The 15379-nt window shown below is 68.0% G+C and carries 15 protein-coding genes; 5 read left to right on the forward strand and 10 right to left on the reverse strand.

Annotated elements, in window-relative coordinates; genetic code table 11:
• Positions 1-16: 16 nt before the first annotated feature.
• Complete coding sequence (locus MicroSTF_RS03925; RefSeq protein WP_322953727.1) at positions 17-1456, reverse strand: cation:dicarboxylate symporter family transporter; 1440 nt, start codon at positions 1454-1456, stop codon at positions 17-19.
• 145 nt (positions 1457-1601) lie between these two features.
• Between MicroSTF_RS03925 and MicroSTF_RS03930 the strand changes: the two genes are divergently transcribed.
• On the forward strand, positions 1602-2882 hold the full coding sequence (locus MicroSTF_RS03930) for a sensor histidine kinase (protein WP_029259004.1): 1281 nt from the start codon (positions 1602-1604) through the stop codon (positions 2880-2882).
• A complete protein-coding gene (locus MicroSTF_RS03935; RefSeq protein WP_136023728.1) occupies positions 2879-3568 on the forward strand; it encodes a response regulator in 690 nt (229 codons plus the stop codon). Before MicroSTF_RS03930 ends, MicroSTF_RS03935 begins: the two co-directional genes overlap by 4 nt.
• A gap of 3 nt (positions 3569-3571) precedes the next feature.
• On the opposite strand, the gene MicroSTF_RS03940 is transcribed toward MicroSTF_RS03935, so the two are convergent.
• Genes MicroSTF_RS03940 through MicroSTF_RS03950 form a run of 3 tightly spaced genes read right to left on the reverse strand, consistent with a single transcriptional unit; the run spans position 3572 to position 6848 of the window.
• Positions 3572-4924, reverse strand: a complete 1353-nt coding sequence (locus tag MicroSTF_RS03940) for an FAD-binding oxidoreductase (protein ID WP_322953730.1) — start codon at positions 4922-4924, stop codon at positions 3572-3574.
• A 51-nt stretch (positions 4925-4975) separates the two neighbouring features.
• On the reverse strand, positions 4976-5620 hold the full coding sequence (locus tag MicroSTF_RS03945) for an FMN reductase (RefSeq protein WP_322953732.1): 645 nt from the start codon (positions 5618-5620) through the stop codon (positions 4976-4978).
• 1 nt (position 5621) lies between these two features.
• On the reverse strand, positions 5622-6848 hold the full coding sequence (locus MicroSTF_RS03950) for an LLM class flavin-dependent oxidoreductase (protein WP_029265542.1): 1227 nt from the start codon (positions 6846-6848) through the stop codon (positions 5622-5624).
• 110 nt (positions 6849-6958) lie between these two features.
• Between MicroSTF_RS03950 and MicroSTF_RS03955 the strand changes: the two genes are divergently transcribed.
• Together MicroSTF_RS03955 and MicroSTF_RS03960 are read left to right on the forward strand one after the other, a co-directional pair.
• Positions 6959-8101 (forward strand): acyltransferase family protein, encoded by a 1143-nt coding sequence (locus MicroSTF_RS03955; protein ID WP_167254316.1) that lies wholly within the window; start codon positions 6959-6961, stop codon positions 8099-8101.
• A gap of 10 nt (positions 8102-8111) precedes the next feature.
• Positions 8112-8987, forward strand: coding sequence for a serine hydrolase domain-containing protein (locus tag MicroSTF_RS03960; protein ID WP_322953735.1), 876 nt, complete (start codon positions 8112-8114; stop codon positions 8985-8987).
• A 4-nt stretch (positions 8988-8991) separates the two neighbouring features.
• Here MicroSTF_RS03960 and efeB read toward each other — a convergent pair whose 3' ends face one another.
• The 3 genes from efeB to efeU all read right to left on the reverse strand — a co-directional run bounded on the left by efeB (position 8992) and on the right by efeU (position 12502).
• Complete coding sequence (efeB, locus tag MicroSTF_RS03965) at positions 8992-10254, reverse strand: iron uptake transporter deferrochelatase/peroxidase subunit (RefSeq protein ID WP_029258998.1); 1263 nt, start codon at positions 10252-10254, stop codon at positions 8992-8994.
• Positions 10255-10328: 74 nt separating this feature from the next.
• Positions 10329-11561 (reverse strand): iron uptake system protein EfeO, encoded by a 1233-nt coding sequence (gene efeO, locus MicroSTF_RS03970; protein WP_297554336.1) that lies wholly within the window; start codon positions 11559-11561, stop codon positions 10329-10331.
• Complete coding sequence (gene efeU, locus MicroSTF_RS03975; protein ID WP_322953738.1) at positions 11558-12502, reverse strand: iron uptake transporter permease EfeU; 945 nt, start codon at positions 12500-12502, stop codon at positions 11558-11560. The genes efeO and efeU overlap by 4 nt, the downstream gene beginning before the upstream one ends.
• A 150-nt stretch (positions 12503-12652) precedes the next feature.
• On the opposite strand from efeU, the gene MicroSTF_RS03980 reads away from it, so the two are divergent.
• On the forward strand, positions 12653-13657 hold the full coding sequence (locus MicroSTF_RS03980) for an isopenicillin N synthase family dioxygenase (protein WP_167254320.1): 1005 nt from the start codon (positions 12653-12655) through the stop codon (positions 13655-13657).
• A gap of 8 nt (positions 13658-13665) precedes the next feature.
• Here MicroSTF_RS03980 and MicroSTF_RS03985 read toward each other — a convergent pair whose 3' ends face one another.
• The 3 genes from MicroSTF_RS03985 to rpsO form a co-directional block, all read right to left on the reverse strand.
• Positions 13666-13995 carry a transcriptional regulator gene (locus MicroSTF_RS03985; RefSeq protein WP_021198603.1) on the reverse strand — a complete coding sequence of 110 codons (330 nt, stop codon included), beginning with the start codon at positions 13993-13995 and terminating at the stop codon, positions 13666-13668.
• Positions 13988-14857, reverse strand: a complete 870-nt coding sequence (locus MicroSTF_RS03990) for a hypothetical protein (protein WP_322953741.1) — start codon at positions 14855-14857, stop codon at positions 13988-13990. Before MicroSTF_RS03990 ends, MicroSTF_RS03985 begins: the two co-directional genes overlap by 8 nt.
• A gap of 155 nt (positions 14858-15012) precedes the next feature.
• On the reverse strand, positions 15013-15282 hold the full coding sequence (gene rpsO, locus MicroSTF_RS03995) for a 30S ribosomal protein S15 (protein ID WP_017830938.1): 270 nt from the start codon (positions 15280-15282) through the stop codon (positions 15013-15015).
• Positions 15283-15379 lie beyond the last annotated feature (97 nt).

Here is a 15379-nt window from a genome sequence, read left to right on the forward strand (position 1 = left end):
CGTGCGCGATCTCGCGTCAGGCGCGATCGGCGCGAAGCCTGGCCCGCTCCTCCTTCGCAGCCATCTCGGTGACCGCCGCCTCACGCAGCTCCTGCATGTCCGCAGCCTGCGGAGCGTCCGCGTGTCCGTGGGCGTCGACGCCGTCGAGCAGGGACTCGTCGAACGGCAGCTCGCCGCTGAGCACGCGCCGCACACGGTCGCGGTCGATCTGCTTCGTCCAGGTGCCGATCAGGAGCGTCGCCACCGCGTTGCCGGTGAAGTTCGTGAGCGCGCGGCCCTCGGACATGAACCGGTCGATGCCGACGATCACGCCGACACCGTCCACCAGATCGGGGCGGTAGGCCTGGAGACCACCGGCGAGGGTGGCGAGACCGGCACCGGTGACACCCGCTGCCCCCTTGCTGGCGATGATCATGAACACCAGCAGGCCGATCTGCTCGCCGATCGTCATCGGCTGCCCCATACCGGTGGCGATGAACAGCGAGGCCATGGTCAGGTAGATGGCCGTGCCGTCGAGGTTGAACGAGTATCCGGTCGGTACGGTGATGCCGACGACAGGCTTGGAGACGCCGACGAACTCCATCTTCGCGATCAGCCGAGGCAGCGCTGACTCCGACGACGAGGTGCCGACGATGAGCAGGTACTCCCTGGCGAGGTACTTCATGAGGGAGAAGATGTTCACCCGCGTGACCGTCCACAGCAGCACTCCGAGGATCACGACGATGAACAGGATGCAGGTGATGTAGAACGCGACCATCAGCGTTCCGAGGCTCCAGATGGCGGCGACACCGGTCTTGCCCACCACCGCGGCGATGGCGCCGAAGGCTCCGAGAGGCGCAAGCCACAGGATCATGCCGAGGATGCGGAAGACCAGTTTCTGCAGCTGCTTGACAGCCTCCATGATCGGGGCACCGCGATCGCCGAGCCCCTGCAGGGCGAAGCCGACGAGCAGCGCGATGAACAGCACCTGCAGCACGCTCTCCCCCGTGAAGGCCGAGAAGAACGTCGTGGGGATGATGCCGAGGATGAACTCCTGCGTGGTCTTGGCCTCGGTCTCGACCGCATCGTAGGTCGAGGAGGCCATGTCGAGACCGGCACCGGGGTGGATGATGTTGCCGACGACGAGGCCGATCGCGAGTGCGAAGGTCGACATGATCATGAAGTACAACAGCGCCAGTCCGCCGATCTTGCCGACGGTGGCCGCCTTGGCGATCGATCCCACCCCGACGACGATCGTGCAGAAGATGATCGGCGCGATCATCATCTTGATCAGAGCGACGAACCCCTTGCCCAGCGGCTCGAACGCCTGGCCGACCTCCGGCCACACGAGACCGACGACGGCGCCGAGGACGACCGCCAACAGCACGGACACATACAGCCAGGTGTGCCGGTCCCACGATTGCTTCCCTCGCCGCCAATTGAATTTCGGCAGTGAGAATCCTGTTGTGAGCGCCATCGCGTCCTCCTCGATCATCGACGTCTTCGTCTGGTGGGCGGCTGCGTCGCCGCCGATCAGATCTCACGGTCTCCGACTTCGCGCACGGAGGCGAGTTGTGGTCGTATTGGTCACGGCACCGGAGCATCGACGATCGGAGGAAGCGATGGCGCATACCTCCCGCGCACGCAGCGCCGCATCCCGAGTCTTCGCGGTGCTGCTCGTCGCGGCCGTCGTGATCGGCGCGCTGGTGGCCGTCTACCTGGTGGTCGAGGCGCAGCGGTCGATCCGCGCCGAGGCCGAACGGGTGACGGCGGCCACCGCCGCCGCGTTCGCCTCCTCGCCCCTGGTGATCGACGGCCTGCGCGGGGATGATCCAGGCTCCGCGACCCCGGTGCTCGAGCCCTATTCGCTCGCCGTGATCGCCAGTGCAGGACTCGACTTCATCACGGTCATGACGCCGGACGGCACGCGGATCACGCACCCCGACACCGACCAGATCGGCGGACACTACCTGGGAACGATCCCGTCGTCGCCCATTCCACTCACCGAGGAGTTCACCGGCACTCTCGGCCCTTCGGTGCGCACCATCGCGCCGGTGACGACGACGGACGGCGCGCTGATCGGCTGGGTCTCGGCCGGCGTGACGACAGAGTCGATCACCGACACCCTGATCCGCCGCCTGCCTCTCACCCTCGGCATCACGATCGGCCTCGTCGCCCTCGGTGCCGGCGGTGCCGTGATCGCCCGACGCGTGACCCGCCGCATCGCGGGCGATCTGCCGCCCGGTCAGGTGCGCGACGCGGTCTCTTCCTACGAATCGATCCGCACTCTGGGCGAAGCCCTGCGCGCGCAGACCCACGAGCACGGGAATCGGATGCACGCCGCCGTCGCTCTGCTCGAACTCGGGCGCCGGGACGAGGCGATCGAGATCCTCACCGAGACTTCTCGACAGAGCCAGTCGCTCGTCGACCAGGTGACCGCACGACGACACGGGGATCCTGCCGTGGGTGCTCTCCTTCTCGGCAAAGCCTCCCAGGCCAAGGAACGCGGCATCGATTGGCGGGTGCGCATCGAACCCGACACACCTCGCACACCGCTGTCCCCGGTGGACGCCGTCTCGGTGCTCGGCAATCTCGTGGACAACGCCATGGATGCGGCCGCTGAGTCCGACGACCGCTGGGTTCAGGTCTCGCTCCGCCCGCACGGTGCCGGGATCATGCTCGAGGTCTCGGACAGCGGCCCCGGCATCCCGCCTTCCCTGCGGGAGCGCATCTTCGACCAGGGCTACTCCACGAAGCCCGCCGACGCGCAGGGTCGCGGCGTCGGGCTCGCGCTCGTCCATTCCGTGGTCACCGGCGCCGGCGGTTCCGTGACCGTGAGTGACGATCCGACGACGTTCCGGGTCGTCCTCCCCGCAGCAGGGCCACGGAGGTCTCCGGCATGATCCGCACACTCATCGTCGATGACGATGCTCTGACCCTCGAACTGCATCGCGACTACATGGCCCGCCTCGACGGGTTCGTCGTCGCCGGCGAGTGCACGGGGGCTCGAGCCGCCATGAGGGCCGTGCTCGAGCGCCCCGATGCGTTCGACCTGGTTCTGCTCGACATCACGATGCCGGACGGCTCCGGCATCGACGTGCTCCGCACGCTTCGCGGGCGATCCGCGGCCGTGGATGTGATCGCCATCACCGGCGTCCGCGACGCCGACGCCGTTCGACAGATGGCCGCACTCGGTGTCTTCCAGTATCTGATCAAGCCGTTCCCCTTCGCGGTGTTCCGCGAGCGGATGGAGCAGTACCGTGCGCACCGCGAACAGGCGCGGAGCACCGAGGGCGAAGCGACGCAGGCGGAAATCGACGCCCTGCTCGGGCGCTCCACCGCGACGATCCCCCTCCCCAAGGGGCTCTCGGCGGCCTCGCTCGACAGGGTCACCGCCGAGTTGCGCACCGACGGGCCGCTCTCGGCGAGCGAGGCGGCCGAGCGTCTCGGCATGTCGCGGGTCGCCGTGCGTCGCTACCTGGAGCACCTGGTCGCCGAAGGCGTGCTCACGCGTTCGGCGCGATACGGGACCCGCGGACGGCCGGAGACCGAGTACGACTGGAAGAGGCGACCCGGCCCGGGGACCTGACCGTCAGCGCGGCAGCCGTCCGTCGTGCAGCACCGCGTGCGGATCGAAGCGCGCACGCAGATCACGAAGCCGGGCGATCTCGTCGTCGGACCCGCAGCGCTCGAGGGTCTGTTCCGGTTCGAGGAAGGTCGCCACGGTCTGCGATGCCTCGTTCGGTCCCAGCAGCTCTCGGAAGGCCTCGAGACTCATCTCTCCCGGTTCTGCGGGCACTCCCGGGATCACCGGCACGAGAGCGTGCAACAGCCAGCCCACGGATTCGAGCGAGGCGAAGCCCTCACGCCGCGGTGCATCGAGAGCACCGCCGAGCATACGGATGTCGATGCCCATGATCGGCCACTGCTCCGGCAGCTCCCGGAATTCGAGGAGGGCGTCGATGGTCGCATCGTCGAGCACGCTGAGCGCCATCGATGCCCCACGCCCCGGCGTGGGATCCGTCGGCTCGTTCGAGGCGGCCGCGAGTGCCGCCGGCGACGTCGTCCCGGTGATCTCCCTGCGCACCGTCCCTGCCCGCCGTATGGTGTCGATCAGCTCCTCCTGCGGCCCGTCGGCCGACAGCGCCTGGACCGTGAGGAAGCTCCTTCCCCTGATCTCCTCCGGAAGCTGCGGGGCGTCCGGCATGCGCATCGAGTTGAGGAAGACGTTGAGCGTCGACGGAGCCGAGGCTGCGAGGTCGCGGACGGCACGGACCACCGCTGGGGCATCAGCGACGTCGAAGGTGAGGTTCGCCCCCCAGACGGCGGGTGCCCGCACCAGATCGATCTCGGTCGCGGTCACGATCCCGACGAGGCCGCCGGCGCCCCGCAGCGCCCACATGAGGTCGGCATCGGTGTCGTCGTCGACGCGCTCGTGCGTGCCGTCGGTGCGCAGCACCCACGCCGCGCGCAGGTTGTCGGACCCGAGACCCGCCGTACGGCTGAACCACGAGTGTCCGCCGCCCAGTGTGTACCCCGCGACGCTCACCACGGGACTGGTTCCGGCAGGAGCGACCCACCCCGTGCCTTCGAGTGCCTCGACGACAGCTCCCCAGCGCACGCCGGTACCCACTCTGACGATGCCGCTTTCGAGGTCGACCTCCAGATCGTCGAAAGCACCCATGCGCACGAGCACGGTGCCGGCCAGGGATCCGGAGGCGCCATGACCACTCGGCTGGATCGCGAGCGGCGTGCCGGACTCGCGTGCCGCACTCAGCAGTGCACGGAGGTCGTCGACGTCGGCAGGTATCGCCACCGCATCCGGCCGCTGCTCGATCGCGAGATTCCACGGCTGTCGCGCTGCATCGTAAGCGTCGTCTTCGGGGAGGAGAAGGGTGCCGGTGAGTCGTTCCTGGAGCGCGACGAGCGCGGGGTGTGTGGGCATGACGCCACCGTACGATATCCCTCGGACATCGTCGATGGCGTCATGCGCCGCTCACTCGCCCGCGAGACCGCCGAGCATGTGGCCGAAGGAACGCCCCTCTCCCAGGTACGTCGCCGGATCGTACGGGTCGGCGACCGCGGTCGCCTCGCGTCGGGCGATCGCCTCCGCCAACTCCCTGGCACCCTTCTCGACGCGCTTGGCGAGCGGCGCGACGTCGTCTCCCGCTCCACCCCAGTCGCTCGATGCCGCGAACACCCCGGTCGAGGCGGGCTCCGCATGGAGGTAGGCGAAGAGCGGGCGGATCGCGTAGTCGATCGCCAGCGAGTGCCGCGCGGTGCCGGCGTTCGCACCGATCAGCACGGGCGTGCCGGTGAGGGCATCCGGGTCGAGCACGTCGATGAAGGACTTGAACAACCCCGAGTAGCTCGTCGAGAAGATCGGCGTCACCGCGATCAGCGCGTCGGCGGAGACCACCGTGTTGATCGCCGTCTCCAGGGCCGGCGGCGCGAACCCGGTGAGCAGGTTGTTCGTGATGTCGTGCGCATAGTCCCGCAGCTCGATCACGTCGACGCTCGCTTCGATGTCGTGCTCGGCGAGGGCTTTCACGGTCTCGGCCGCGAGTCGGTCCGCGAGCATCCGCGTGGACGACGGGTTCGACAGGCCGGCGGAGACCACGGCGATACGACGCACGGCCATGTCACGCCTCCGTGCGGCCGAGCCCGAAGGCTGCGCCTGCGGGGGCCGGGCTGTCCTGGTAGGGCGAATCGCCTGTCAGGTTGTCACCGCGGTTGGCACCGGGGCGCGCCTGACGGGTCGGACCGTCGCCGAACTCGGCCCTGACGCGTGCCGCGTGGGTCGGCGCGTCGGGCACGGCGGCCGGGCGGTCTTTCGCGAGCTCCTTGCGGAGCACCGGCACGACCTCGGAACCGAGGATGTCGAGCTGCTCCAGCACCGTCTTGAGCGGCAGACCCGCGTGGTCGATCAGGAAGAGCTGCCGCTGGTAGTCGCCGTAGTGCTCGCGCATCGCGGCGTACCGGTCGATCACCTGCTGCGGGGAACCCACCGTCAGCGGAGTCATCTCGGTGAAGTCCTCCATGCTCGGACCGTGACCGTAGACGGGCGCGTTGTCGAAGTACGGACGGAACTGGTCCACCGCGTCCTGCGACTTCGCGGCCATGAACACCTGTCCGCCGAGACCCACGATCGCCTGTTCCCGTGTGCCGTGGCCGTAGTGCTCGAAGCGCTGGCGGTACAGCTCGATGAGGCGCTGGTAGTGCTCCTTGGGCCAGAAGATGTTGTTCGCGAAGAAGCCGTCACCGTAGTACGCGGCCTGTTCGGCGATCTCCGGGGTACGGATGGATCCGTGCCATACGAACGGCGCGATCCCGTCGAGGGGGCGCGGAGTCGACGTGAAGCCCTGCAGCGGCGTGCGGAACTTGCCCTCCCAGTCGACGACGTCCTCACGCCACAGCTTGTGCAGCAGGGCGTAGTTCTCGATCGCGAGCGGGAGTCCCTGGCGGATGTCCTGACCGAACCAGGGATACACAGGACCGGTGTTGCCACGACCGAGCATGAGGTCCATGCGGCCGTCAGAGACATGCTGCAGCATCGCGTACTCCTCGGCGATGCGCACGGGATCGTTCGTGGTGATGAGCGTCGTCGACGTGGAGACGATCAGGCGCTCGGTCTGCGCGGCCAGCGCCGCGAGGAAGGTCGTGGGGCTGGAGGACCAGAACGGCGGGTTGTGGTGCTCGCCGATCGCGAAGACGTCGAGTCCGACCTCTTCGGCGTGCACGGCGATCGCCGTGGTCGCCTTGATGCGCTCCTGCTCACTGGGGGTGATCCCGGTGGTGGGATCGCGCGTGATGTCGCTGACCGACATGATGCCGAACTGCATCGCCTGCGCGCCTGACTGCTCGCTCATGATTGCTCCGTGTCTCCGAACCGGATGACTCGCATCCGTTTCTATTCATTTGAATGTATCTGTGTCAACGCGCTCACAGCAACTTTATTCCCGGCCTGTAGCCTCGAACGATGAGCACTGCCGGCGCCGACATCTCAGGGCCCACCACAGGATCGGTTCCCCGCAGGCGGAGACGTGTGCCGTTCTGGGACAACGCGCGCTACGTCTGCATCGTGCTCGTCGTTCTCGGTCACGCGATCCAGCGCCTGACGTACGACTCCGACATCGCCTTCGCGTTCTACCTCGCGCTGTACGCGTTCCACATGCCGGCGTTCGCCATCATCTCCGGCTACTTCTCGAAGTCCGGCTCGCCCTCCAAGACGCAGATGGCCAGGGTGGTCACGGACATCCTGCTCCCTTACGTCATCTTCGAGACGCTGTGGACACTCACCAAATGGCTGGTCGAGGGCCAGGTCGATCCGAACATCACGAAACCGAGCTGGACGCTGTGGTTCCTCCTCGCGCTCGGGATCTTCCGGCTCGTGCTCCCGTACCTCGCACTGCTTCGGTGGCCACTGCTGTGGACCGTGGTCATCTCGGTCGGCGTGGGATACCTGCCGAACGTCGACAGCACGTTCTCGCTGTCCCGCACTCTGGGGCTCCTTCCCTTCTTCACGCTGGGCTGGTGGCTGCGCGAGCACGACATCGTCGACAGGTTCCGCCTCCTCGACTTCCGCCCCTGGTGGATCCGGGGCGGCGCCGTCGCGATCTTCGCTCTGGCCGGCTTTGCGGCCTGGAACTGGCTTCCGCTGTGGCAGGCGTCCGACCTGCGGCACTGGCTCTTCTACGAGGACTCCTATGCCGACCTGGGCGGGGAGCAGTGGTGGGCCGGCGGGGTGCGGATACTCCTGATGTTGCTCGCCGTCGTGCTCAGCGCCGCCTTCTTCGCCCTCATCCCACGGGGCGCCCACTGGTGGACGGCATTCGGCCAGTACACGATGTACGTGTTCCTCCTGCATTCGTTCGTGCTGTACCCCTTCCGCGAGAGCGGGATCCTGCAGAGCCTCGAGCCGACCTGGATCTGGCTCCCCCTCGTCACCGTGGCGTCAGTGCTGATCGCCCTCGCGCTGGCGACGAAGCCGGTCAGGTGGGTCTTCCGCCCGCTGGTGGAACCCCGCCCAGGGTGGCTCTTCGCCGACCCGGCGCTGGCCTCCAAGGAGGGGCGCCGGAACGACCCGACGGGCTCGCGGCGCCCGCGCCAGACCGGACGATAACCTCGAAGGTGTGAGCCGCGCACAGACCGTTCGAGACCGCATCGTCGAACGCATCGAGGAGACGGGGTTCGGCGCTCACGGGCTGCACGTCCGCGTCGCCACTGAGACCGCCGACCACCGCTGGACCGACGACGTGCGGGAGGACGTGCACTCCGTCGCGAAAGGCGTCTGCGTTCTGGCTGCGGGACTGGCCGCCGACGAGGGTGCGGTGTCGCTCGACATGCCCGTCGGCACGTACCTCCCCGGCTTCGAGCTGGGAGCTGGCGTCGAGGACGTCACGCTGCGGCACCTGCTCTCGATGACCAGCGGGATCGATCTGCCCTGGTCGGAGACTCTGATGACGGACTGGCCGGACCTCGCCCGCGAGTTCCTGCGACGCCCGTCGGGCGGACGGTCGTTCCAGTACTCGAACGCGAGCACGTACACCGCGATGACGGCGCTGGCCGCGCTAGTCGGAGACATCGGCGACTATCTCGTCCCCCGTCTCTTCGACCCGCTCGGCATCATCGACGTGGAGTGGGAGCGCAGCCCTCAGGGTCGCATCGTCGCCGGAGGCGGGCTCTCTCTGCGCACCGAAGAGCTCTCCCGTCTCGGACTCCTGATCAGAGATCGCGGGGTGTGGGAGGGCCGACAGCTGATCGCCCCAGGATGGATCGACGCGATGCACACGGAATGGCGGGTCGCCGGCGAGAGCGCGGACTACGATCGCTACGCCCTTGCAGGATGGGGCGGGCCGGGGCCGGCGTGGAGACTTCACGGCGCCTACGGCCAGCTGCTCATCTTCCTCGACGACGCGGTGGTCACGATCACGGCAGACGATCACTTCGGCGCCGATGCCATCGCCGCGTTCGCGGTGGAGGCGCTCACGAGCACACACGAGCCGTGACCGCTCAGGCGAACAGCCCGGCCCCCACGAAGGACCCCGGCTTCACCCCCGCCGGCACCGCCCAGATGCCCGAACCGACGTGGCGGATGTACTCGTTCATGAGATCTGTCGACAACCGACGCTGCAGCGAGATGAACTGTGCAGGATCGCGCTGGTACGACAGGAAGAAGAGCCCGGCATCGAGGCGTCCGAGCGTGTTGTTCCCGTCGACGTAGTTGTAGCCGCGGCGGAGGATGCGGATGCCGTCGTTCTTCTCCGGATGCGCGAGACTCACGTGGCTGTTCGCGTCGATCGCCTTGCTGTGGAAGTCCGGTGCCGTGAACTCGTCTCCGCCGGAGAGCGGTGCACCCTCGCCCTTGTCCCGACCGATGATGGTGTCCTGCTCCGACAGGCGCACGCGGTCCCAGGTCTCGATGAGCATCGCGATCTTCCTGGCCACGAGGTAGGACCCGCCGGCCAGCCACGCCGGTTCGTCCTTCTCCGATACCCAGACGTGATCGCCGAGCGCCTCGGTGTCATCGGCCAGGATGTTCGCGGTGCCGTCCTTGAACCCGAAAAGATTGCGCGGCGTCGCCTGCGTCGCCGTCGTGCGCGACGTCTTGCCGAATCCCAGCTGCGACCAGCGCAGCCGAGCCCGGCCGAAGGCGATGCGGCTGAGGTTGCGGATCGCATGCACCGCCACCTGCGGGTCGTCGGCGCAGGCCTGGATGCACAGGTCGCCGTGAGAGGTCTGCGGATCGAGATCGTCACCGAGGAACGCCGGGAGCCGTTCCAGCCCCGGGGGACGCTGCGCGGCGATCCCGTAGCGGTCGCCGTCCTCGTTCTCGAAGAGGCCCGGCCCGAAGCCGAACGTGATCGTGAGCCCGGCGGCGGGAAGCCCCAGCGCCTCCCCCGTGTCGTCCGGCGGCGCTTCGGCCGGCCCACCGACCGCACCCGTCGCACTGACTTCGAGGCCCTGCGCCATGCGGGAGGCCGCGTACGACCAGTCCTGCAGCAACGAGATGAGGTCGTCGCGATCCGTGCGCGGCATCATGTCGAAGCTGGCGAAATGCAGATGGTCCTGCACCGGAGTGGTGATGCCTGCCTGGTGATCGCCGAAGAACGCGTATGCGGAATGCGCGTCCTCCGCCGCACGCGCCCGCCCGAGCGCGACGCCGCCGGCGAGACCCGCACCGGCGCCGACCGCGAGGCCCGCGACGCCGCCCCCGATGGCCAGGCCGAGCAGGCCCCGCCTGCTCAAACCGGCAGGAGCGGACGCCGCGCCCATCGATGACTCTTCGGGTGCGGCATCCGCTTCTGGTTCGTTCACGTCCGTGATGGTATCCCGTAGCGTGCGGCTGATCAGTCGAGGACCGTGCTGGTGAGCTGCGAGAGCGGCTCGGCCAGAGCGTTGATCAGGTCGGTGAACTCGCGCTTGTCGGCCTCGGTCAGTTGCGAGTAGCCCACGAAGCCGTCGGCCAGCGAGCCGTGAGCCGCGAGAGATTCCTCGAGCGCGGTGTAACCCGACTCGATCTCCGCGACCAGAGCCTTCCCCTCGTCGCCCTGCGCGACGGCGAAGTCCTGCACGAGCGAGAACGCCATCTTCGACCCTTCGACGTTCGCGGCGAAGTCGTAGAGGTCGGTCCCGGACCACCAGTCCTCCTCCCCGGAGATCTTCCCGGTCGCGACCTCGTCGAGCAGCGCGATGGCGCCGTTCGAGATGCCGCCGATGCCCTGGTCGTCGAGGGCGGTGGTGAAGTCGTCGGAGTGCACGTAGTCGTAGAGCTCCTGCACGTCGGCGAGCAGCAGATCGCCGTAGTCGGCGCGCTCCTCCGGCGTGGACGGCACCCAGTCCTGCCACGCGGGGGTCTCCCCGTCGGCGTTCAGCGCATCCTGCGCCGGAACCCACAGGTCCTTCTCGATGCGGTGGAAGCCCGTCCAGTCCAGTCCTTCGGCGACGGCATCGACCTCGCGATAGTCGATCCGCGGGTCGAGGTCGCCCAGCGCCTCGGCGACCGGCTCGATGCGCTCGTAGAACGCGCGGGTCTGCGGGAAGAGCGTGCGTGCGGTCTCGTCGTCACCGGACTCGTAGGCGGCGACGAAGTCCTCGACTGCGGGGACGAGCTGACCGACCTGGTCCTTCACGAACGCACCGTAGAGGTCGACGGCCTTCTGCTTCTGCTCGGCGTCTGGACCTTCCACCGCGACGCGATCCCCGGTCACGGTGAACGCGGTCTTCCCCACGCCATCGCCGATCATCCCCGGCTTGCAGAGAGTGAAGTAGTCACCGGGCTGTGCGACGACCGTGAGCGTGCGCGAGGCGGCCGGCGCGATGTTCTCGACCTCGCCGACGATCCGGAGGCCGTCATCTGCGAGGAGGTAGAACTCCGTGACCTGAGCGGTGTCGTTCTTGACGTTGAAGGTCAGGGTCCCGCTCTTCGCGGTCGCCGCGGAGACCGCGCAGTCGCTATCGGTCGAGGAGACGTCGAAGGCCGCGGTGGCTCCGGCGTCGCTCTTCGCGACGCAGCCGCTCAGGACGAGAACCGCGGCGCCGGTGGCTGCCAGCGCCCCCAGGATCCGGTGCGAGGTGGTCATGCTGCTCCTTGTGGTGAGAGGGAGGGAGATTCAGACGAGGGCTCCGTCGGTTCCTGCGGCTTCGACGGGCGCTTCGAGCGGAGTCCGCGGACGTAGAGCCATCCGACGACGGAGATGTACGCGACCCAGGCGACGACCTGCATCCAGGTCATCGCGGGCATGAAGCCGACCGTCGCCTGCAGAATCGATGCGAGGGGGCCACCGGGAGCGATCGTCGCCGAGACGTCGAACGCCCACCCGAACGGGAAGGCGGCCCATCCGACGGCCACTCCACCGGTGACGGCATCGATCGGTGCCAGCGCGGTGAACGGCCCGGGAAGCACACCGGCCTCCTGCAGATCCATCAGCGCGTAGGCGAGCACGCCGGCCGCGACGATCACGAGGAAGCCACCGGTCCAGGCGAAGAAGCGACGCAGATCGAGTCGCAGCGCACCGCGGGAGATCAGCCATCCGACGACCACGGCCGTGAGGAGCCCGAGCAGGGCGCCCATCAGCGCCGAGGGTGCGTCGCCGAACGACTGGACCATCGACCACAGCAGCAGCGTCGTCTCGATGCCCTCTCGGGCGACGGACACGAAGCCGATCGCGATGAGCGCCCACAGGCCGCCGGCGGTCAGAGCCCGGTCGATGCCACCCTCCAGCGTCGCCTTCATGCTTCGCCCGGCCCGCTGCATCCAGAAGATCATCCAGGTCACCATCGCGACAGCGAGCAGCGACAGGCCGCCACCGATCAGCTCCTGCGCCTGGAACGTGAGTTCGTAGGCCCCGAAGGTGAGCACCGCGCCGATGCCGAGAGCCAGTGCGATCGCGAGTCCGACGCCCGCCCACATCTTCGGGAGAGCGTCCTGCCGTCCGAGACGACGGAGGTAGGCGACGAGGATGCCGACGACGAGTGCGGCTTCGAGGCCCTCGCGGAGCCCGATGAGAAAAGTGGCGAGCACGGAAGAACACTCTCTGGCGGTGACTGAGGTAAGGCAGCCCTTACCGAGGAGACTCTAGCACCGAGATCGACCTCCACCGCACACGAGGGACGGAAGTAACGGAGCGCAACACAGGATCCCACCCCGGTCGACGCGACGTAGCCTCGGTCCATGGCTGAACTCTCGCTCCCCATTCTCGACCTCTCCCAGCTCGACGAAAGCCCCGAGGCCGCGGCACGATTCCGCGACGACCTGCGGGCGGCGACCCACGATGTCGGCTTCTTCTACCTCACCGGCACCGGGATCTCCCCCGCGCTCGAGGCACGGCTCCACCGGGCCGCCCTGGACTTCTTCGCCCTCCCCGAAGAGGACAAGCTGGCCATCGAGAACGTGAACAGCCCGCACTTCCGCGGCTACACGCGCATCGGCGGAGAACGCACCCAGGGGAAGGTCGACTGGCGCGAGCAGATCGACATCGGCCCCGAGCGCGAACCCGTCGACGACGGCCCCGCCTTCAACCGCCTCATCGGGCCGAACCTCTGGCCGTCGGCGCAGCCCGAGCTGCAGGATGTCGTGGCCGAGTGGCACGAGACCCTGTCCGAGGTCGCTCGCAAACTGCTGCGCGCCTGGGCCCAGACCCTCGGCGCCGACGAGTCCTACTTCGACGAGCACTTCGGCGAGCCGTCGACCCTCATCAAGATCGTCCGCTATCCCGGAACGCACGAACCAGAGCCTCAGCAGGGCGTCGGTGCGCACAAGGACTCCGGCGTGCTCACCCTCCTCTGGGTGGAGCCGGGCAAGGGCGGTCTGCAGGTCGAACGCGACGGCACCTGGGTCGACGCTCCCCCGGTGCCCGGAGCTTTCGTCGTGAACATCGGCGAGCTGCTGGAGTACGCGACGGGCGGGTACCTCAAAGCGACGAACCACCGCGTGGTCTCGCCGCAGGCACCGGACGAGCGGATCTCGATCCCGTTCTTCTTCAACCCTGCGCTCGACAAGCGGCTGCCCCTGATCGCGCTGCCCGAGGAGCTGGCCGCCGAAGCGAACGGGGTGACCGATGACCCGAGCAATCCCATCCACGCGCTCTACGGCGAGAACGCCCTCAAGTCACGCTTGCGCGCCCACCCGGATGTCGCCGCGATCCACCACGCCGACCTCGTGAACGCGCCCGCCTGACGCACGGGTCACAACTCCTGCCCGCCGCCGAGAGCGACGATCTGCCGGAGCGCCTGGAGGTGGGCCGCGAAAGCATCGCGGCCCGCCTTCGTCGAACGCACCCACGTGCGCGTGCGACCCCCGACGACGCCCTTGCGCGCGAGCACGTATTCCGCGGTCTGCAGGTGTGCGATCGCCTTGCTCAGCGGCGAATCACCACATTGGAGGATGTCGCGGAGCGCCGGGAAGTCGAACTCCATGCCGTCGCCGAGCGCGGCCATCAACGAGAACCGGATCGGTGAGGCGAAGTTGTCGTCCAGCTGCGTGCGCGGGTGCGGCCGGAACCCCGCCTCAGCCACGACCCTCCCGCCCCGGAACGAACGACACCAGGACGAAGAGCACGATCACGACGACACCTCCGACGACACCGGCGAGCCCCGATGCGCTGCCCCCTCCTCCCCCCAGCACGAGAGCCACAGGGATGCCTGCCGCGAGCAAGAATGCCGCCACATGCGGCCACCGCCAGGAAGCACCGATGGCGGGAAGCCCGACGGGTGTGTTGAAGGCGACGATCCAGGCGAGGAGAACCAGCATCACCAGCAGGGTGATCACGCTGCGCAGCACATCGTCCGGCGCCCCCGCGAGCATGGTCAGCACGCCGAGAGCGACGCCGAGGAGCAGGGTCCCCCATCGGATCGGAGCGGGCAGGGTGACCCGCGGAGGCCGCGGGGACCGAGAATCTCCGGCCGCGCGGAACAGCTGGACCACGCCGTAACCGCCGATACCCACCAGGACTATGCCCGCGGGGATCAGCACGACGCCGACCGGGAGACCGGGATCCAACGCGACGAGACCGAACACGACGACAGCGCCGACGAGAACCACGACTTCGCCGAGGATGAGCGGCCACCGGGAAGCGCTCCAGCGCCACTGCATCCCGTTGCGTTGCGCCATCCCGCTCGCCAGCTGCCCCCACACCAGAAAGGTGAACAGGATCACCTGGGAGGCGAGGACATCGCTCTGCCGGATGACGAGCGCGAACGCGACGAGATACCCGGCCGTGATCACCGCATTGGCGATCTGGAGCCCGGCGAGCGCACGTCGGTCGACGGCGCGGCCTCGGCGCTCCACCACCGCGTCCGCTGCGGCCAGATACCGGCGCGCGATGTCGGCATCCGGCGGCACGAGAGCGTCGTGACCGGGAATCGGCTTCTGCTGCATGTCAGGCCTCCCCCACTTTCCTTGTGGAAAGCTCTCTACTTTCCTATCGGAAAGCGAGTGGGGAATCAACCCTCGGACATGACGAAGGCCGCCCCACACCGTGGGGCGGCCTTCTCAAGAATGTTCTGCGCGATTGAACGCAGGATCGCAGTGCCTTAGCGGCGGAGTCCGAGACGCTCGATCAGCGAGCGGTAGCGCGCGATGTCGATGTCCTGGAGGTAGCCGAGCAGACGACGGCGCTGACCGACGAGCAGGAACAGCCCACGACGCGAGTGGTGGTCGTGCTTGTGCTCCTTGAGGTGCTCGGTGAGGTCCTTGATGCGCTGCGTCAGCATTGCGACCTGCACCTCGGGGGATCCGGTGTCACCGGGGTGCGTCGCGTACTCTTCGATGATCGCCTTCTTGACGTCTGCTTCCAGTGCCATAGATTCGATCCCCTCTCTGCTTGTTGCGCGGCGCCCGACGCCTGATACGTGGGCTCTCTTTATCCGCGGCCGATCAAACGGCAACCTGACGAGTCTA

It is taken from the genome of Microbacterium sp. STF-2, assembly GCF_034650155.1.
Lineage (GTDB): Bacteria > Actinomycetota > Actinomycetes > Actinomycetales > Microbacteriaceae > Microbacterium > Microbacterium maritypicum_A.